Source organism: Pseudomonas sp. LJDD11, assembly GCF_024584215.1.
Taxonomy (GTDB): Bacteria; Pseudomonadota; Gammaproteobacteria; order Pseudomonadales; family Pseudomonadaceae; genus Aquipseudomonas.
Genome location: NZ_JANJFL010000005.1, coordinates 120,906 through 140,157 on the forward strand (window position 1 = coordinate 120,906; position 19,252 = coordinate 140,157).

Consider the following 19,252-nt stretch of genomic DNA (forward strand, 5'->3'; position numbering starts at 1 on the left):
TAGCTCATGACCCAGACCACTTTGCGTAACGGCCCCGATGCCAACGGCCTGTTCGGCTCGTTCGGCGGCCGCTACGTCGCTGAAACCCTGATGCCGCTGATTCTCGACCTGAACCGCGAGTACGAAGCCGCCAAACAGGATCCGACCTTCGCCGAGCAACTGGCTTACTTTCAGCGCGATTACGTCGGCCGTCCCAACCCGCTGTACTACGCCGAGCGCCTGAGTGATGACTTGGGCGGCGCGAAAATTTTCTTCAAGCGTGAAGAGCTGAACCACACTGGCGCGCACAAGATCAACAACTGCATCGGCCAGGTGTTGCTGGCCAAGCGCATGGGCAAGACCCGCCTGATCGCCGAGACCGGCGCCGGCATGCACGGCGTGGCCACCGCCACTGTTGCAGCACGCTTCGGCATCCCTTGCGTGATCTACATGGGCGCGACCGACATCGAGCGTCAGCAGGCCAACGTGTTCCGCATGAAGCTGCTGGGCGCCGAAATCGTGCCGGTCACCTCCGGCACCGGCACCCTCAAGGATGCGATGAACGAAGCCCTGCGCGACTGGGTGACCAACGTCGACAACACCTTCTACCTGATCGGCACCGTGGCCGGCCCACACCCGTACCCGGCGATGGTTCGTGACTTCCAGTCGGTGATCGGCAAAGAAGCCAAAGAACAGATGCTGGAGAAGCAAGGTCGGCTGCCCGACAGCCTGGTCGCCTGCGTCGGTGGCGGCTCCAACGCCATGGGCCTGTTCCACCCGTTCCTGGATGACAGCGGGGTACAGATCATCGGCGTTGAAGCCGGTGGCCATGGCGTCGACACCGACAAGCACGCGGCCAGCCTCAATGGCGGCGTACCCGGCGTGCTGCACGGCAACCGTACCTATCTGCTGCAGAACGAAGACGGTCAGATCGACGACGCCCACTCGATTTCCGCCGGCCTGGACTATCCGGGTATCGGCCCGGAACACGCCTGGTTGCATGAGATTAAGCGCGTCGAATACGTCAGCATCACCGATAACGAAGCCCTCGACGCCTTCCATAAGTGCTGCCGCCTGGAAGGCATCATTCCGGCGCTGGAAACGTCCCACGCCCTGGCCGAAGCCATTCGCCGGGCGCCGACGCTGCCCAAGGATCACCTGATGGTGGTGTGCTTCTCGGGCCGTGGCGACAAAGACATGCAAACCGTGATGAACCACATGGCTGCGGCCGAACAGAACCAGGAGAAGCAGGCATGAGCCGTCTCGAACACCGTTTTGCCCAGCTCAAGGCCGAAGGCCGCTCCGCCCTGGTGACCTTTATCACCGCAGGCGATCCTGGCTACGACACCTCGCTGAAAATCCTCAAGGGCCTGCCGGCCGCAGGCGCCGACGTGATCGAACTGGGCATGCCGTTCACCGACCCGATGGCCGATGGCGTGGCGATCCAGCTGGCGACCCTGCGCGCTCTGGATGCCGGCCAGACCCTGACAAAAACCCTGCAGATGGTCCGCGAGTTCCGTGCCGACGACGACAGCACACCGATCGTGCTGATGGGTTACTACAACCCGATCCACCGCTTTGGCGTCGAAGCCTTCGTGGCCCAGGCCAAACAAGCCGGGGTCGACGGCCTGATTATCGTTGACCTGCCGCCAGAGCACGACGCCGAGCTGGCGACCCCGGCCCAGGCGTCGGGCATCGACTTCATCCGCCTGACCACTCCGACCACCGACGACGCACGCCTGCCCAAAGTGCTGGAGCGCAGCTCCGGCTTCGTCTACTACGTATCGGTAGCCGGCGTGACCGGCGCCGGTTCTGCGACCACCGACCAGGTGACTGAAGCCATCGAACGTCTGCGCCGCCATACCACGCTGCCCATCAGTGTCGGCTTCGGCATCCGCACCCCGGAACAGGCAGCGGCCATCGCCAGGCTGGCGGACGGAGTGGTGGTCGGTTCGGCACTGGTCGACCAGATCGCCAAGGCTCAATCGCCAGACAAAGCGATCGATGGCGTGTTGAGTCTGTGCGCCGCGCTGGCCGAAGGTGTGCGAAGCGCTCGGACCTAGGTCGAATTCTTCGCGGCTGAAGCCGCTCCTACGTATACGGTCCGTAGGAGCGGCTTTAGCCGCGAAGGACGTGGTAACGGCTTTGTAAGCCTGGGTAAAGTTCCTGATACAGAGGAATTGCGGGGCTTTGCGCCGCTCTACATGGCAAGACTTGAGGGGTTCACGACTCGTGTCGTGAACCCCTTTTTCATTGCCGCATGCAGGAGCGCTACCCATGAAATTGCCAAACCGCATTGTTGCCGGCCTCGGTATCCTGATGATCAGCGCCAGCACCTTGTTGCAGGCCGCGCCGCCGGATGATCGTGGCCATGGTCGCGACGAGCGCGGCGGTCATCAGCAAGGACCGGCAGACAAACCCGGACGCGGCCATGACAACCATGGCGGTAAAGGCCCACCGCAAGACTTCGGCCCGGTGCGCCAGCAGTTCCAGCAGCACCGCGAGTTAATTGGTCGTGGTCAGCCGTTGCCGCCCCATGTGCACATCGTCAAGGGCAAGCCGCTGCCGCCCGGCTATGGCAAGCGCCTCGATGCCAGGGCGCTGCGCGAACTGCCGCATTATCAGGGCTATGAATGGCGCCGTACCGGCACGGATATCGTATTGATCGCGGTCGGCACCGGGATTGTCTATGCGATTCTCGATGGTGTGCTGAATTGAGGTAGTGCCCTTTGGCAGCGCTATGCGCTGCTTTCGCCGGCAGAGCCGCCTCCCACCGGGTTTGCGTCGGATTTATTACTTGAGCAAGACGCAGATCCCGGCGGGGAATCGCCCGGCACAGCTTTATCGCGCAGCTTTAGCGGCGCAGGGCTTCGCGGCTAAAGCCGCTCCTACAGCAAAGCTGTTCAGCGTTCGAACACGTCCAGATTCAGCGGACGTACCGCGCCCATCCAGATCGCATGCGCCGTATGATCGGCCAGTTCGTCGCCGGTCAACGGATGCAGGAACACCACCAGTTGCTTACGGTTCAGCGCCAGCCACAGCACGATGTCGGCAAAGTCCTTGTGGGCGAATGCCAGCTGGCAGCTCCAGTCCGGATGTGGCCCGACCAATTGCTGATGCACCCGGCCCATCTGGATTTCAAATTTCGCCGTGGCAGCCTCGCACAAGGCGCGGGCCTGGTCGATGGTCTGTGCATCGAAATACACGTGGGCGTGATAGCCGTGGATTTGCGGCATTACCGTGCTCCTTCACATTCAATCAAAGATGCCTCGTTATCCCACGCCAGACGCTCAGACTGCAATCGGCGGCAGTGGCTGACCGGCCAATGACGCCTGGCTATCCGACTGCTCGCTGATCAACCAGTCAACGAATTGCTGGATCAGTGGCAGGCGCCGTTTGCGTTGCGGTAGCACCAGGTAATAACCCGACGCGGACATGACGCTGGCACTGATCGGCCGGCACAGCAGCCCTTGCTCAATCAGGTTATCGACCAGATGCCGCCAGCCCAATGCAACGCCTTGCCCGCCAATGGCAGCCTGGATCAACAGGGTGTAATTGTCGAAGCGCAACTGGCCGGGAGTCGGTGCCTGTTCGATGCCGAGGGCACGAAACACGCCCGCCCAATCGAACCACAGGCTGCCTTGGTTGCGCAGGTGCAGCAACGGCAACTCGCGCAAAACTTCCAGCGCCAGAGGCGGCGGGCAACCACCCAGCAAGCGCGGGCTGCATACCGGAAACACTTCTTCGCTGAACAACCAGTGGCTCTGCCCCTGCTGAAAACGCCCATCGCCGAACAGCACCGCCACATCGATATCGGCGCGCAACATGCCGTGGCTGCGCTCACTGGTGACCAGGCTGACATCCACGTCCGGGTTGAGCTGGTGAAAGCGATGCAGGCGCGGCATCAGCCAGTAGGCGGCAAAGGCAAAATCTGTGGCGACCTGCAGCACTTCATGCTGATGCCGCCGGGTAATGGCGGTCAGGCCAGAATCGATGGACTGCAGACCGGCCTGCACGTGGCTGAACAGTTCTTCTCCGGCCTCGGTCAGGGCGATGCCGCGATACACCCGGTCGAACAGCCGGGTCGCCAGCTGTTCTTCCAGGCGCTTGATCTGCTGGCTGATCGCCGGCTGGGTGGTGCCCAGCTCGCTGGCCGCTGCGGTAAAGCTGCGCGAGCGGGCTGCGGCCTCGAATACCCGCAGCAGGTCCAGTGACTGTCCGCCAAGGCTCTCAAACATAAGCTGCACTTATCCTAGTCATTGCGATGCATGGGCTTTACCGGAAAAACCGCCAGCTCCATGCTGGACTACACCACTTTCGCATAAACCCTCGCAATGGGATGCCGCGCAATGAAACGCAACAACATTCTTTTCATCATGGCCGATCAGATGGCCGCGCCCATTCTGCCGATCTATGCGCCGTCGCCGATCAAGTTGCCCAACCTGAGCCGCCTGGCCCGCGAAGCGGTGGTGTTCGAGGCGGCCTACTGCAACAGCCCGCTGTGCGCGCCATCGCGTTTCACGCTGGTCAGCGGCCAGTTGCCGAGCAAGATCGGCGCCTACGACAACGCAGCGGACTTTCCCGCCGACATTCCGACCTACGCGCACTATCTGCGCAGCCTCGGCTACCGCACCGCGCTGTCGGGCAAGATGCACTTCTGCGGCCCGGACCAGTTGCACGGCTATGAAGAGCGGCTGACCAGCGACATCTACCCGGCCGACTACGGCTGGGCGGTGAACTGGGACGAGCCCGACGTGCGCCCGAGCTGGTATCACAATATGTCGTCGGTGTTGCAGGCCGGTCCCTGCGTGCGCACCAACCAGCTGGATTTCGACGAAGAGGTGGTGTTCAAGGCCCAGCAGTATCTATTCGACCATGTGCGCCAGGACGGCGATGCGCCGTTTTGCCTGACCGTGTCGATGACTCACCCGCATGACCCGTACACCATTCCCAGGGCGTTCTGGGACCTGTACAGCGACGACGAAATTCCGATGCCGGTGGCCCACGCCGATCAGAATGCGCTGGACCCACACTCGCAACGGCTGCTCAAGGTCTACGATCTATGGGACAAACCGCTGCCCGAACACAAAATCCGTGACGCCCGGCGTGCCTACTTCGGCGCTTGCAGCTACATCGACCACAACATTGGCAAGCTCTTGCAGACCCTGGAAGACACCGGCCTGGCCGAGGACACCATCATCGTGTTCTCCGGTGACCACGGCGACATGCTCGGCGAGCGCGGCCTCTGGTACAAAATGCACTGGTTCGAAATGGCCGCCCGGGTGCCGCTGCTGATTCATGCACCGGGGCAGTTCGCGGCGCGGCGGGTCAGTGCGGCGGTGTCTACCGCCGACCTGCTGCCGACCCTGGTCGAGCTGGCCGCAGGGCGAGTGGATGACAACCTGCCGCTCGATGGCCGCTCGCTGTTGCCACACCTGCAAGGCAGCGACGGGCATGACGAGGTCTTTGGCGAATACATGGCCGAAGGCACCACCAGCCCGCTGATGATGATCCGCCGCGGCGCCTGGAAGTTCATCTACTCGGAACAGGACCCGTGCCTGTTGTTCGATGTGCACAACGATCCGCAGGAACAACAAGAGCTCAGCCAGTCAGCGGCCCACCGTGCGCTGTTCGAGGCATTTTTGGCCGAGGCACGTGAACGCTGGGACATCCCGGCGATCCACCAACAGGTACTCGCCAGCCAGCGCCGCCGCCGCTTTGTGGCCAAGGCGCTGGCCAGCGGCAAACTCAAGAGCTGGGACCACCAGCCACTGGTCGATGCCAGCCAGCAGTACATGCGCAACCACATCGACCTGGACGACCTGGAGCGCCGCGCACGCTTCCCCACCCCCTGACGCGTTTGATCCGACTTCTGCCAAGACCAATAACTTCAAAGGGCATCTGCATGAAGACGTTATCCGTAGCACTGATGGCAAGCATCCTGACCCTGGGCAGCGCAGCGGCCCAGGCTGACCCGCAAAGCTGCAAGACCGTGAAGATGGCCGATCCGGGCTGGAGCGACATCGCCGCCACCAACGCGGTCGCAGGTCTGTTGCTCGATGGCCTCGGCTACAGCGCCAAGGTCGATACCCTGGCCGTACCGATTGCCTATGGCGGCCTCAAGGACGGCCAGTTGGATGTATTTCTCGGTAACTGGATGCCGGCCCAACAGGGCTTTCATGACAAGTTCATTGCCAGCGGCGAGGTCACGCAACTGAGCAAAAACCTTGAAGGCACCGAATTCACCCTGGCCGTACCGGACTATGTGTGGGAGGCCGGGGTCCGTGATTTTGCCGACCTGGAAAAATTCGCCGACAAATTCGGCAAGAAGATCTACGGCATCGGCGCCGGTGCGCCGGCCAACCTGTCGTTGCAGGAAATCATCAAGAACAACGAATTCAGTCTGGGTAACTGGAAGCTGGTGGAATCGAGCGAGCAAGCGATGCTCGCGGAAGTGAACCGCAATGTGAAGCGCAAGGCGTTCGTGGTGTTCCTCGGCTGGACCCCACACCCAATGAACGTGCAGATCAAAGGCATGCATTACCTCAAGGGCGGCGAGAAATACTTCGGCGCAACCGGCTCGGTCTATACCGTGACCCGCAAGGGCTATGCCCAGGCCTGCCCGAACGCTGCACAGTTGTTCAGCAACCTGAGCTTCACTCTGGACATGGAAAACACCATCATGTCTGAGGTGGTGAGCAACAAAGTCAGCAATCATGACGCCGCCAAAGCCTGGATCAAGGCCAACCCGGCGGTGCTGGAGCAATGGCTCAAAGGGGTGAAAACCCTGGATGGCCAGGATGGATTGGCGGCGGTAAAGTCCGGACTTTGATCAAGCTGGCACCAGCAACCGGGCGGCGATCCGCTTCAGCCGCGAAGACCGCGCCGCTGCAGCGATCCTCATCAAAAAACTGCAAACCATTGAGTTTTAATGGTTATCCCGTAGGAGCGGCTTTAGCCGCGAAGTTTTCCCGGCTGAAGCCGGTCCTACGGCGCGGCGCCGGGGCGGCAGGTGATCTACAGCCATTCACAATGAGGAACCCATGGGTCGGCTCAAGCGCCACAAGTACCTGCCTTTTCTTGCCTGGCTGCCACAGCAGACCCGCCAGAGTGTCAGCCGTGATGCGTTGGTGGGCCTGAGCGGGGCGATCCTCGCCCTGCCACAATCGATCGCCTATGCGCTGATCGCCGGGCTACCCCCGGAGTACGGACTGTACGCGGCCATTGTGCCGGTGCTGATCGCCTGCTTGTGGGGTTCGTCGTGGCACCTGATCTGCGGCCCGACAGCGGCGATTTCCGTGGTGCTGTACGCCAGTGTCAGCCCGCTGGCGGTGCCGGCCAGCCAGGATTACATCGCCCTGATTCTGCTGCTGACCTTCATCGCCGGGGCGTTCCAGATGCTGCTGGGGCTGATGCGGTTCGGCGCGCTGGTCAACTTCGTCTCGCACTCGGTGGTGGTCGGTTTCACCCTCGGCGCGGCAATCGTCATCGCCCTTGGCCAACTGCCCAACCTGATGGGCCTGAGCCTGCCCAGCCAGAGCACCGCACTGAACAGCTTCATGGCGCTGGTGACGCATGCCGGTGAACTGGACCCGGTATCACTGGCGCTGGGCGTACTGACTCTGGCGCTGGGCATGCTGCTCAAAACTCTGGTGCCGCGCTGGCCCACCTTGCTGATTGCCCTGGTTGCCAGCAGCCTGCTGGTCTGGCTGTGGCCGTCGCTGTTCGGTCACGTGCCGCTGGTCAAGGCATTCGTCGGCCACCTGCCGCCGTTCAGCCCGCTCACTGTGGATCTGGAACTGATTATTCGCCTGCTGCCGACCGCCGTCGCCGTGGGCATGCTCGGGCTGGTCAACAGCCTGTCGATTGCCCGCTCGCTGTCGGCGCGCTCGCAGCAGATGATCAACGCCAACCAGGAAGTCCGTGGACAGGGCCTGTCAAACATGGTCGGTGCGCTGTTTTCTGGCTATCTGTCGGCCGGCTCGTTCACCCGCGCCGCGCTCAGTTATGAGGCCGGCGCACACTCGCCGCTGGCTGGGGTGTTCTCGGCGCTGTGGGTGGCGCTGTTCGCGGTGGCAGGCGCCGGGCTGATCGCGCACATTCCGGTTCCGGCCATGGCCGCCTCAATCCTGTTGATCTGCTGGGGGCTGGTGGATCGAAAGAGCATCGCCGCGCTGTTGCGGGTCAACCGTTCAGAGTTCTTCGTCATGCTCCTGACCTGCGTGGCAACACTGCTGCTGGAGCTGCAAACCGCAATTTACGCCGGGGTACTGGCTTCGCTGTTCTTCTACCTCAAGCGCACCTCACAGCCGCAAGTTCAGCAATGGCGCGACGGTGACCAGGAAATCCTGCGCTTTGGCGGCTCGATCTTCTTCGGCGCCAACCACTACCTGCAAAGCCGCCTGCAGCGCACCGAAGGTCAGCATGTGGTGATCGAGGCCCAGCACATCAACTTCATCGACTACTCCGGGGTCGAAATGCTGCACCAGGAAGCCCGGCGGCTGGGCAAACAGAACCGCAGCCTGACCCTGCGCAACGCCCGGCCCCATGTGGTTGAAGAGTTGCAGAAGCTGGAGGGCGTCGAGCAGTGCCCAGTCAGGTTCGAGGCTTCGCGCTGAGCAGCGGATCAGCCCTGGGCCAGTAGCCGGCGCATTTCAGCCAGCACCGGTGCCGAGTCAGGGCGAACCCCGCGCCACAACACAAATGCTTCAGCGGCCTGTTCGACCAGCATGCCCAGGCCGTCCACCACGCGCACGGCGCCGTGTTCGCTGGCCCAGCGGCAGAAGGCGGTCGGCTCTTTGCCGTACATCATGTCGTAGCAGAAGGTCACGCCCGGCTCGATCAGGCTTGGCGCAATCGGCGGCAGCTCGCCGGACAGGCTGGCCGAAGTGGCATTGATGATCACGTCCACCGGCTCTTCAAGCCAGTCAAAGCCGCTGGCCGACAGCGGCCCCAGATCAGCAAATTCGCGGGCCAGTTGCTCGGCCTTTTCCACGGTACGGTTGGCAATCACCAGGACCTCGGGTTGCTCGGCCAGCAATGGCTCCAGCACGCCGCGCACGGCACCACCGGCCCCCAGCAGCAGGATGCGTTTGCCGCGCAGCGCCAGGCCGCAGTTGACGGTCAGGTCACGCACCAGCCCGGCACCGTCAGTGTTGTCACCCAGCAAGGTGCCGTCGGCCTGCCTGGCCAGAGTGTTCACCGCACCGGCGCGGCGGGCGCGCTCGGTCAACTGGTCGGCGAGGGCGAAGGCTTGCTCTTTGAACGGCACAGTGACGTTACCGCCCCGGCCAGTCGCAAAGAAGTCCCGGGCATAGTCGGCAAAACCGTCCAGCGGTGCCAGTGCGGTGTTGTAGTCCAGTTGCTGGCCGGTCTGCTCGGCAAACAGGCGGTGAATCAGCGGCGATTTGCTGTGGCCGATGGGGTTACCGAAGACGACGTAGTGGTCCATTGGGCTTCCTGTTGATCACTGGGTCTGGTCGGGCGCGGCGAGGGCCAGCCAGTCGCGGTCCTGCAAGAAATAGTCGGTCAGGCGTGCTTCTTCGCTGCCCGGTGCGGCTTTCCAGTCGTAGCCCCAGCGTACCTGCGGCGGCAGGGACATGAGGATCGATTCGGTACGCCCGCCCGATTGCAGGCCGAACAGCGTGCCACGGTCGTAGACCAGGTTGAACTCGACATAACGCCCACGGCGGAACTCCTGGAATTCGCGCTGTTGCACGGTCCAGGCAGCGGCCTTGCGGCGGCGCACGATGGGCAGGTAGGCCTCCAGGTACGCATCGCCGATGGCGCGCATGAAGGCGAAGCTGGTGTCGAAGTCCCACTGGTTCAGGTCATCGAAGAACAGCCCGCCAATGCCGCGCGGCTCGTTGCGATGCTTGAGGTGGAAATAGCTGTCGCACCAGGCCTTGTAGCGTGGGTACACGTCGGCACCGAAGGGTGCGCAGGCGCGTTCGGCGACCTGGTGCCAGTGGATGCAGTCTTCCTCGACGCCATAGTAAGGGGTCAGGTCAAAGCCGCCACCGAACCACCAGACCGGTTCTTCGCCTTCTTTTTCGGCGATGAAGAACCGCACGTTGGCATGCGAGGTTGGCACGTACGGGTTGCGCGGGTGGATCACCAGCGACACGCCCAGCGCCTGGAAGCCGCGCCCGGCCAGCTCGGGCCGATGGGCACTGGCCGACGGCGGCAGGCTGCTGCCAAATACATGCGAAAAGTTGACGCCGCCTTTCTCGACCACCGCGCCGTTCTCGATGACCCGGGTACGGCCACCGCCCCCGGCTTCACGGGCCCAGGCATCTTCGATGAAGTGCGCGCCACCGTCTTCATGCTCCAGCGCGGCGCAGATACGGTCTTGCAGGTCGAGCAGATAGGCTTTGACGGCTTCGGTACGGCTATTCATGGCGCTCCCTAAAGGGAGCCTCTAAAAACGTCGGCGAGGCAGCCAGCGCAAGGCAAAAACAGGCGAGGAACAGTCGGAGTCGCGCTCGACTTTACGGGTTGTAAATGAGCATTCCGAGCCTGTTTTTAACGCAGCGATGGCAACGCAGGCAGTTTTTAGAGGCTCCCTAAAAACGTCTGGTGCCCGGACTACAAGGGCTCCAGGCAAAGTGGCGGGTAGCATAACATCGCCTGCAATGGCTTCGCAGTTGACGTGCGTCACATGAAAGGGTCCGATAGGGAAGACAGTGGATCCAACATCATGGAGAGAGCACATGGCAAAGCGTATCCAGTTCAGCAAGACGGGTGGCCCTGAAGTCCTTGAGTACGTCGACTTCGAACCCGCCGAGCCAGGCCCACAGGAGGTGCGAGTACGCAACCGGGCCATCGGCCTGAACTTCATCGATACCTATTACCGCAGCGGGCTGTACCCGGCACAACTGCCCAGCGGTCTGGGCAATGAAGGCGCAGGTGTCGTCGAGGCGGTGGGCAGTGAAGTAAGCCGTTTCAGTGTCGGTGACCGGGTGGCCTATGGCACCGGCCCGCTGGGCGGCTACAGCGAATTTCATGTCTTGCCAGAAGCCAACCTGATCAAGCTGCCCGATGCGATCAGCTTCGAGCAGGCCGCCGCCGTGCTGCTCAAGGGGCTGACCACCCAGTACCTGCTGCGCCAGACCTACCAGATCAAACCCGGTGAAACCTTCCTGTTCCATGCCGCTGCCGGCGGCGTCGGTTCGCTGGCCTGCCAGTGGGCCAAAGCGCTGGGCGCCAACCTGATCGGTACGGTCAGCAGTGCGGAAAAAGCCGCTCACGCCAAGGCCCTGGGCGCCTGGGAGACCATCGACTACAGCCATGAAGACGTGGCCAAGCGGGTGCTGGAATTGACTGACGGCAAGAAGTGCCCGGTGGTCTATGACAGCGTGGGCAAGGACACCTGGCTGACCTCACTCGATTGCGTGGCGCCGCGTGGCCTGCTGGTCAGCTTCGGCAATGCCTCGGGCGCGGTGACCGGCGTCCACCTGGGGCTGCTGGCCCAGAAAGGTTCGCTGTACGTCACCCGACCAACCCTGGGCAGTTACGCCAACACCCCGCAAAGCCTGCAGAGCATGGCCGATGAGCTGTTCGACATGCTGGCCTGCGGCAAGATCAAGGTCAACGACATCCAGCAGTACGCCCTGCAGGATGCAGCCCAGGCACAGACCGAACTGGCGGCGCGCCGCACCACCGGTTCGACCATTCTGATTCCTTGATCGGCCTGGTGGGAGACTCTATGGCTCTGTGCAAGTCTTTCGGTTTGTCTGTGGACATGCCATAGCATCCGTGGGCTGAGCCGACTCCCACCGGGTTTGTGCCTGGCCCAAGTGCTCGGCACAACGCCGACCCAGTGGGAGCTAGCCTGCTTGCGAAGACGGCGGTGCATTCGCCACAAATACTGTGATTTTACTGGTCTCGTCGCGAGCAGAGCTCGCTCCCACAAAGATTTGTGGTGCTTAATCGAGCAGTATTGACTCTAGCCGGGACGAACCACCTGCCCGGTCGCCAGATCACGGATCACGCTTGGATTACGGCGCCCGCCCAGGCTGCCGCCGAGCACGTGGTCGATCTGGCCGCGGAAGTATTGCTCGACCCGCAACCGTGAACGCGCAGCGGGGCGGCCCGCCGGGTTGGCGGAGGTGGAAATCAGCGGCCCGACCAGTGCGCACAGCTCGCGCACCTGCGGGTGGCTGGTGACCCGCAGGGCTACGGTGTCGTGTTGGCCGGTGACCCATTCGGGCAGCAGGTTCTGGTGTGGCACCAGCCAGGTATTCGGGCCGGGCCAGGTACTGGCCATGCGATCAATCCAAAGCTCGGGGAAGTCCTCGAACAAAAAGTCGAACTGGCGAATATTGTCCGCGACCAGAATCAGGCCCTTATCCACCGGCCGTGATTTGATTGCCAGCAGCCGCCAGACCGCCTCTTCATCCCAAGGATCACAGCCCAACCCCCAAACCGCTTCGGTTGGATAGGCAATCACCGCCCCGGCTCTGACTTCACGAGCGGCTTGTTGCACACGCCAACTGTTGACCATTGCTGTCTCTCCAATAGATTGGGCGGCAGTGTACCCTTAGTCACCGGCAGCGAACCATCGCCCGCCCTCACAACTGATCCGGCCTTCAAGCTCCAGCTCGGTCAGCGCGGCCAGCACTCTGGATAATGCCCAGCCACTGCTGAGCATCAGACCCTCGCTGGTCTGCGGCGCGGCATGCAACAGGGCCAGCAGCGGATGGGCGGCTGGTGCCGGAAGTGCAGGCTCGACCACCGTGCTTGCCACCTGCCAGTGACGCAGACCTTCAAGGATGTGTTCGACGCTTTCCACCAATGTTGCGCCATCGCGAATCAATTGGTGACAACCCCGTGCACCGGGATGATGAATCGACCCCGGTATCGCATACACCTCACGGCCTTGCTCGGCGGCCATCCGGGCGGTGATCAGCGAGCCGCTGCGCATGCTGGCCTCAACCACCAGCACCCCCAACGACAGACCGCTGATGATCCGGTTGCGGCGCGGAAAGTTGGCTGCTTGCGGACCTGCATCAAGGGGAAACTCGGAAATGACTGCACCACGCTGCTCGATCATGCGTCTGGCCAGGGCGTGATTGCGCTGTGGATAAAAATTTTCCAGCCCCGTGCCCAACACCCCGATGGTAGAGCCACCCACGTCCAGCGCAGCCTGATGCACAGCCCCATCCACCCCCAGCGCCAGACCGCTGGTGATCACCAATCCGCCAGCCGCCAGACTGCGGGCAAAGGCACTGGCGGTGTCCAGCCCCGGCTTTGAGGCACGGCGGCTGCCGACCATTGCCAGTTGCGGGCGCTCGAGCAAAGCAGGGTCGCCCGCGATGAACAACAGCGGTGGCGGGTCGGCGATTTCAGCCAGCAGGGCAGGGTAGGCAGGGTCGTCCCACATCAGTAAATGCTGGCCCGCACGCTCGATCCAGGCCAGCGCAGCGCTGGCCCCATCGCGCACCAAAGGGGCACGCCGGGCTTCGCTGCTGGCCTGGGGCAGACGCAAGGAACGCCAGGCACTGGCCGGTGCCGCCAGCGCCGCACTGGCACTGCCGAAGGCTTCGATGAGTCGGGTAAAGCGAGCCGGGCCGATATCAGGTAACCGGTGCAAGCGCAGCCGGGCTTCAAGTTCAGCCGGTGAAACTGAGTGATTTTCAAACAATGGCATACGATCATCCCTGATCCGCAGCGCACCGATACACGTGCGCAACCTGTGGATAACTCTGTGAACAACGCTGTAAAAGTGAACGCTCCCTGTTCACCCATACAGGCTGTGCAGAATCAGGGATTACGTACCTTGTCCATGATGCTCAACGACCGGTTGGCGTGCAGGACCAAGGCGTAACTGAGCTTGTCATAGGTGCGGAACACCATCAGCAACCCGGACCGCTCGTCCGGAATTTTCACCTGCCCGCCGGTGATCCGGTCGCGCACGTGTTCGCCGGTTTTGTAGATCGCCAGCACATTGCCTTCTGCCAGGCCATCCAGACGGCCCTTGTCGAGGGTCACCACGTCGTTGACGCCGATCTGCGTCACGCCGCGAGGCACATCGATGATCAGCCCGTCGATGGTCGAGGCGGGCGCAGTGGGCATGAAGGTCGAGTTGATCGGCCGCTCTTCGCTGGCGAACAGCCGGTCACCAAGGCGCACTTCCTGGGTCGAGCGCTGCATGACCAGGGTTGAGATGTCGCCTTCGCTGGCGACCACTTCGCCAGTGCCGATATCGTCGGCATTGATGCCGAGAATTTCCTTGGTCTCAGGGTCGGTATAGACCTTGCCCTGGCGAAAGATGCCGTAGATGGTGTGGGTATTGTCCAGCTCGCCACGAGCGTAGATCCGGTCGCCCTGACCGCTGAGCACCCGCTCGGCATTACCGGCGACGATGTACGGCGCCTGGCGGAACTGATCAGCGCTGTTGACGATCCGGTTGCTGAGCAGAAAAGCGTTGATCGCACCCAACGGGATGCTGGGGATGGCCTCGACAGTCGGTGAGCTGCGCACCCGTGGCGAAAGCTTGACCGTGCCACGCGATTCGCCGCGCCCCAGCACCACCTGCGGCTTGCCGTCGACATAAGTAAGGCTCAGGGTGTCGCCGGGGTAGATCAGGTCAGGATCCTGAATACCGGGGTTGGCGCGCCAGATCTCTTTCCAGCGCCATGGCTCACGCAGAAACTTACCGGAAATGTCCCACAGCGTGTCACCGGCTGTAACGGTGTAACTCTGTGGATGGCCATCCCTGAGTTGCACTTGCGCCTGCACCAGACCAGTGGCTGTCAACAGCAGCAGGGCGAGTAGTGTTTTCCTCATGCGGTGAATCCCTTTATCATGTGGCATCGCTTGACTGGAAGACGACCTGAACCCGCCTCCTGGCGCACGCCCACAGCCGTGTTCTGATTCGTGTCAGGCGCAGTGGAGAAAAGGCGTTCCGCGCCTGGCAGCCAGTCCTGACTTTACCCTATCAGTGCAGCACTTACGTATATGGCCATCCTAAACATTCTCGAATTCCCCGATGCGCGCCTGCGCACCATCGCCAAGCCGGTGACGGTCGTGGACGACGCCATCCGCCAGTTGATCGACGACATGTTTGAAACCATGTACGAAGCACCTGGCATCGGTCTGGCAGCCACCCAGATCAACGTCCACAAGCGCATAGTGGTCATGGACCTGAGCGAAGACCGCAGCGAGCCGCAGGTCTTCATCAACCCGGAGCTTGAAACCCTCAGCGAAGACATGGGCCAGTATCAGGAAGGCTGCCTGTCGGTGCCCGGCTTCTACGAAAACGTCGACCGCCCGCTGCGGGTCCGGGTCAAGGCCCTTGACCGTGACGGCCAGCCTTATGAGCTGATCGCCGAAGGCCTGCTGGCGGTGTGCATCCAGCACGAGTGCGACCACCTCAACGGCAAGCTGTTCGTGGACTACCTGTCGACCCTCAAGCGTGACCGGATCAAGAAGAAGCTGGAAAAACAGCACAAGCAGAAAGCCTGATCCGTTGTCACTCACCAAAAGGCCTGTCACGGGCCTTTTGCTTTTTTTATGGAACGAGAAGCCCATGACTGAGCCACTGCGCATCGTCTTCGCCGGCACCCCGGAATTTGCCGCCGAACACCTCAAGGCCCTGCTCGACAGCCCTTATCAGATCGTGGCGGTCTATACCCAGCCCGACCGCCCGGCCGGCCGTGGGCAAAAGCTCATGCCCAGCCCGGTCAAGCAGTTGGCCCAGCAGCACAACGTGCCCGTGCTGCAGCCACCGACGCTGCGTGATGCCCAGGCCCAGGCCGAACTGGCCGCGCTGCAGCCCGACCTGATGGTGGTGGTCGCCTATGGCCTGATCCTGCCGCAAGTGGTGCTGGATATCCCGCGTCTGGGCTGCATCAACAGCCACGCCTCGCTGCTGCCGCGTTGGCGCGGTGCGGCGCCGATCCAGCGCGCCGTGCAGGCCGGTGACGCCGAAAGCGGGGTCACGGTGATGCGCATGGAGGCAGGCCTTGATACCGGTCCCATGCTGCTCAAGAGCGTCACCCCGATCAGCGCCGACGACACCGGCGGCAGCCTGCATGACCGTCTGGCCGAACTCGGCCCACCTGCCGTGCTGCAAGCGATTGCCGGCCTGGCAGACGGCTCGCTGACCGGCGAAGTCCAGGACGACAGCCTGGCCACCTATGCCCACAAACTGAACAAGGATGAAGCACGCCTGGACTGGAGCCGCCCGGCCATTGAGCTGGAGCGTCTGATCCGTGCGTTCAATCCCTGGCCGATCTGCCACAGCACCCTAGCTGGCGAAGCCCTCAAGGTGCTGGCTGCCAGCCTGGCCGATGGCAGCGGCGTGCCGGGCACCATCCTCGACGCCAGCAAGGACGGCCTGTTGGTTGCCTGTGGTGAGCAGGCGCTGCGCCTGACCCGCCTGCAACTGCCGGGCGGCAAAGCGCTGAACTTCGCTGACCTGTTCAACAGCCGCCGCGAGAAATTCGCCACCGGTACGGTACTGGGCCAATGAACCCGCGTCTGGCTGCCGCCAAAGCCCTTGCCGCCGTGATCAGTGGCAAGGCATCGCTGAACAGTTCGCTGCCCGCGCAATTGGACAAGGTCGAGCCGCGTGACCGTGGCCTGACCCAGGACCTGGCCTTCGGCACCGCCCGCTGGCAACCGCGCCTGTCGGCACTGGCCGCCAAATTGCTGCAAAAGCCCTTCAAGGCCGCCGATGCCGATGTCGAGGCATTGCTGCTGATCGGTCTGTACCAGCTGTTCTACAGCCGGATCCCGGCACATGCCGCCATCGGTGAGACCGTGGGCTGCGCCGACAAGCTGAAAAAATCCTGGGCCAAGGGCCTGATCAACGCGGTATTGCGCCGTGCCCAGCGCGAAGGTCAGGCGCTGCTGGCTGAACTGGAACACGACCCGGTGGTGCGTACCGCCCACCCGCGCTGGCTGCAAAAAGCCCTGAAAGCCGCCTGGCCAGAACAATGGGAAGCCATCAGCGCGGCGAACAATGCCCACCCGCCGATGATCCTGCGGGTCAACCGCCGCCATCACGACCGGGCCGGGTATCTGGAGCTGCTCAAGGCCGCCGCGATCGAGGCGCAGCCCTGCCAGTTCAGCCAGGACGGTATCGTGCTTGCCGAGGCCACCGACGTGCGCAATCTGCCGGGCTTTGCCGAGGGCTGGATCAGCGTGCAGGATGAAGCCGCCCAATTGGCCGCCGACCTGCTGCAACTGGCGCCGGGGCAACGGGTACTGGACGCCTGCTGCGCACCGGGCGGCAAGACCTGCCACCTGCTGGAAGTCCAGGCAGATCTGGCTGGTGTGGTCGCCGTCGATCTGGAAGCCAAGCGGCTGGTACGGGTGCGCGAGAACCTTGACCGCCTGGGCCTCGATGCCGAGCTGATCGCCGCCGACGGCCGCGACACTGCGCAATGGTGGGACGGCAAACCGTTCCAGCGCATCCTGCTCGACGCCCCGTGCTCGGCCACCGGCGTGATCCGCCGTCACCCGGACATCAAACTGACCCGCCAGGCCGACGATATCCCGGCCCTGGCTACGCTGCAGGGCGAACTGCTCGATGCGCTGTGGCCGACCCTGGAAGTGGGCGGCATCCTGCTGTACGCGACCTGTTCGACCCTGCCGACCGAAAACACCGACGTCATCGGCGCGTTTCTGGCCCGCACAGCGGGTGCCCGCGAACTGGACATCGCCGGCCAGCAAGGCCAGCCAGCGGCAGGCATCAAGCAACCGCATGGTCGCCAGTTGCTGGCTCAAGAGGGTGGGCATGATGGTTTCTATTACGCAAAACTGATCAAGATCGCAGCTGAACGGACGACACCTCATATATAGGAGTGGCGCCTTCGCATCTGAAGCCGCTCCTACACAGATCCAGACTCTCAGGAGTTAAAGGTTGAAAATCATCATCCTCGGTGCAGGGCAGGTTGGCGGCACGCTGGCCGAACACCTGGCCAGCGAAGCCAACGATATCACTGTGGTCGACACCGACGGCGACCGCCTGCGCAATCTGGGCGACCGCCTGGATATCCGCACCGTGCAGGGTAAGGGCTCGTTTCCGACCGTGCTGCGCCAAGCCGGCGCCGACGATGCCGACATGCTGGTGGCGGTCACCAACAGCGATGAGTGCAACATGGTTGCCTGCCAGGTGGCCTACACCCTGTTTCATACCCCGACCAAGATTGCCCGGGTCCGCGAGTCAGCCTACCTGACCCGCGGCGAGCTGTTCGACAACGACGCCATTCCGGTGGACGTGCTGATCAGCCCCGAGCAGGTGGTGACTCATTACATCAAGCGTCTGATCGAACAGCCCGGCGCCTTGCAGGTGATCGACTTCGGTGAAGGCAAGGCGCAACTGGTAGCGACCAAGGCCTACTACGGCGGGCCGCTGGTCGGCCAGCAACTGCGTCAGCTCAAGGCGCACATGCCCAACGTCGAAACCCGCGTGGCAGCGATCTTCCGCCGTGACCGGCCGATCCTGCCCAAGGGCGACACGGTGATCGAAGCCGACGATGAGGTGTTTTTCATCGCCGCCAAGGCCGACATTCGCGCGGTGATGGGCGAGATGCGCCGGCTCGACGAGAACTACAAACGCATCGTCATCGCCGGCGGCGGCAACATCGGCGAACGCCTGGCCGAAGCCATTGAAAGCCGCTATCAGGTCAAGATCATCGAGATGAGCGCGGCGCGCTGCCGCTACCTTTCGGAAAACCTCAACAGCACCGTGGTGTTGCAAGGCAGCTCGTCAGACCGCGACCTGTTGATGGAAGAGAACATCGGCGACACCGACCTGTTCCTGGCCCTGACCAACGATGACGAAGCCAACATCATGTCGTCGCTGCTGGCCAAACGCATGGGCGCGCGCACCGTCATCACCCTGATCAACAACCCGGCCTATGTCGACCTGGTGCAAGGCGGCGAAATCGACATCGCGGTCAGCCCGCAGCTCGCCACCATCGGCACCCTGCTGGCCCACGTGCGCCGTGGCGATATCGTCAGCGTGCATTCATTGCGCCGCGGCGCAGCAGAAGCCATTGAACTGGTGGCCCACGGTGATGCCAAGTCGAGCAAGGTGATTGGCCGCGCCATCAAGGACATCAACCTGCCCAACGGCACCACCATCGGCGCGATCATTCGCGACGAAGAAGTACTCATCGCCCACGACAGCACCGTGATCGAATCGGGCGACCACGTGATCATGTTCCTGGTGGACAAGAAATACATCCGCGATGCCGAGCGGCTGTTTCAGGTGGGATTGAGTTTTTTCTGATAGCCAGGAAATTTCATACGCAAGAAC

The 19,252-nt window shown here is 62.7% G+C and carries 18 protein-coding genes; 11 read left to right on the forward strand and 7 right to left on the reverse strand.

Annotated features, from left to right (window positions below; all coding sequences use genetic code 11):
* Positions 1-6 precede the first annotated feature (6 nt).
* From trpB to NRB16_RS08790, 3 genes are all read left to right on the forward strand, one after another.
* Positions 7-1,236 (forward strand): tryptophan synthase subunit beta, encoded by a 1,230-nt coding sequence (gene trpB / locus NRB16_RS08780; RefSeq protein WP_045485233.1) that lies wholly within the window; start codon positions 7-9, stop codon positions 1,234-1,236.
* Complete coding sequence (gene trpA, locus NRB16_RS08785) at positions 1,233-2,042, forward strand: tryptophan synthase subunit alpha (RefSeq protein WP_253140983.1); 810 nt, start codon at positions 1,233-1,235, stop codon at positions 2,040-2,042. Before trpB ends, trpA begins: the two co-directional genes overlap by 4 nt.
* Before the next feature lie 214 nt (positions 2,043-2,256).
* The gene (locus NRB16_RS08790; protein ID WP_045485239.1) at positions 2,257-2,697 is read left to right on the forward strand and encodes an anti-virulence regulator CigR family protein; all 441 of its coding nucleotides are present in this window, start codon (positions 2,257-2,259) and stop codon (positions 2,695-2,697) included.
* A gap of 185 nt (positions 2,698-2,882) precedes the next feature.
* Here the strand turns inward: NRB16_RS08790 and NRB16_RS08795 are convergent, their stop codons facing one another.
* Entirely contained in the window at positions 2,883-3,215 is a 333-nt protein-coding gene (locus NRB16_RS08795; protein WP_045485242.1) for a DOPA 4,5-dioxygenase family protein, read from the reverse strand.
* A 54-nt stretch (positions 3,216-3,269) separates the two neighbouring features.
* Positions 3,270-4,217, reverse strand: coding sequence for a LysR family transcriptional regulator (locus tag NRB16_RS08800; protein WP_045485244.1), 948 nt, complete (start codon positions 4,215-4,217; stop codon positions 3,270-3,272).
* Positions 4,218-4,328: 111 nt separating this feature from the next.
* Here NRB16_RS08800 and betC point away from each other — a divergent pair, with 111 nt between their 5' ends.
* From betC to NRB16_RS08815, 3 genes are all read left to right on the forward strand, one after another.
* On the forward strand, positions 4,329-5,834 hold the full coding sequence (gene betC, locus NRB16_RS08805; protein WP_257105979.1) for a choline-sulfatase: 1,506 nt from the start codon (positions 4,329-4,331) through the stop codon (positions 5,832-5,834).
* Positions 5,835-5,884: 50 nt separating this feature from the next.
* Positions 5,885-6,811 carry a choline ABC transporter substrate-binding protein gene (choX, locus tag NRB16_RS08810; RefSeq protein ID WP_253140978.1) on the forward strand — a complete coding sequence of 309 codons (927 nt, stop codon included), beginning with the start codon at positions 5,885-5,887 and terminating at the stop codon, positions 6,809-6,811.
* Positions 6,812-7,022: 211 nt separating this feature from the next.
* The gene (locus NRB16_RS08815; protein ID WP_253140977.1) at positions 7,023-8,597 is read left to right on the forward strand and encodes a SulP family inorganic anion transporter; all 1,575 of its coding nucleotides are present in this window, start codon (positions 7,023-7,025) and stop codon (positions 8,595-8,597) included.
* 8 nt (positions 8,598-8,605) lie between these two features.
* On the opposite strand, the gene aroE is transcribed toward NRB16_RS08815, so the two are convergent.
* A complete protein-coding gene (gene aroE, locus NRB16_RS08820) occupies positions 8,606-9,430 on the reverse strand; it encodes a shikimate dehydrogenase (protein WP_045485256.1) in 825 nt (274 codons plus the stop codon).
* Positions 9,431-9,445: 15 nt separating this feature from the next.
* Positions 9,446-10,378: an oxygen-dependent coproporphyrinogen oxidase gene (gene hemF, locus NRB16_RS08825; RefSeq protein WP_253113787.1), complete on the reverse strand. Its 933-nt coding sequence runs from the start codon at positions 10,376-10,378 to the stop codon at positions 9,446-9,448.
* A gap of 313 nt (positions 10,379-10,691) precedes the next feature.
* Between hemF and NRB16_RS08830 the strand changes: the two genes are divergently transcribed.
* Positions 10,692-11,666, forward strand: coding sequence for an NADPH:quinone reductase (locus tag NRB16_RS08830; protein WP_045485262.1), 975 nt, complete (start codon positions 10,692-10,694; stop codon positions 11,664-11,666).
* Positions 11,667-11,926: 260 nt separating this feature from the next.
* On the opposite strand, the gene NRB16_RS08835 is transcribed toward NRB16_RS08830, so the two are convergent.
* The 3 genes from NRB16_RS08835 to NRB16_RS08845 all read right to left on the reverse strand — a co-directional run bounded on the left by NRB16_RS08835 (position 11,927) and on the right by NRB16_RS08845 (position 14,769).
* On the reverse strand, positions 11,927-12,484 hold the full coding sequence (locus NRB16_RS08835; RefSeq protein WP_045485265.1) for an L-threonylcarbamoyladenylate synthase: 558 nt from the start codon (positions 12,482-12,484) through the stop codon (positions 11,927-11,929).
* 36 nt (positions 12,485-12,520) lie between these two features.
* Complete coding sequence (gene dprA / locus NRB16_RS08840) at positions 12,521-13,630, reverse strand: DNA-processing protein DprA (RefSeq protein WP_257105980.1); 1,110 nt, start codon at positions 13,628-13,630, stop codon at positions 12,521-12,523.
* A 113-nt stretch (positions 13,631-13,743) separates the two neighbouring features.
* The gene (locus NRB16_RS08845) at positions 13,744-14,769 is read right to left on the reverse strand and encodes a LysM peptidoglycan-binding domain-containing protein (RefSeq protein ID WP_257105981.1); all 1,026 of its coding nucleotides are present in this window, start codon (positions 14,767-14,769) and stop codon (positions 13,744-13,746) included.
* A 171-nt stretch (positions 14,770-14,940) separates the two neighbouring features.
* Between NRB16_RS08845 and def the strand changes: the two genes are divergently transcribed.
* The 4 genes from def (at position 14,941) to trkA (ending at position 19,225) form a co-directional block, all read left to right on the forward strand.
* Positions 14,941-15,447 (forward strand): peptide deformylase, encoded by a 507-nt coding sequence (gene def / locus NRB16_RS08850; RefSeq protein ID WP_045485271.1) that lies wholly within the window; start codon positions 14,941-14,943, stop codon positions 15,445-15,447.
* Positions 15,448-15,511: 64 nt separating this feature from the next.
* Positions 15,512-16,456, forward strand: a complete 945-nt coding sequence (fmt, locus tag NRB16_RS08855) for a methionyl-tRNA formyltransferase (protein WP_045485274.1) — start codon at positions 15,512-15,514, stop codon at positions 16,454-16,456.
* The gene (rsmB, locus tag NRB16_RS08860; RefSeq protein WP_045485277.1) at positions 16,453-17,790 is read left to right on the forward strand and encodes a 16S rRNA (cytosine(967)-C(5))-methyltransferase RsmB; all 1,338 of its coding nucleotides are present in this window, start codon (positions 16,453-16,455) and stop codon (positions 17,788-17,790) included. The genes fmt and rsmB overlap by 4 nt, the downstream gene beginning before the upstream one ends.
* 61 nt (positions 17,791-17,851) lie before the next feature.
* Complete coding sequence (gene trkA, locus NRB16_RS08865; RefSeq protein ID WP_045485280.1) at positions 17,852-19,225, forward strand: Trk system potassium transporter TrkA; 1,374 nt, start codon at positions 17,852-17,854, stop codon at positions 19,223-19,225.
* Positions 19,226-19,252 lie beyond the last annotated feature (27 nt).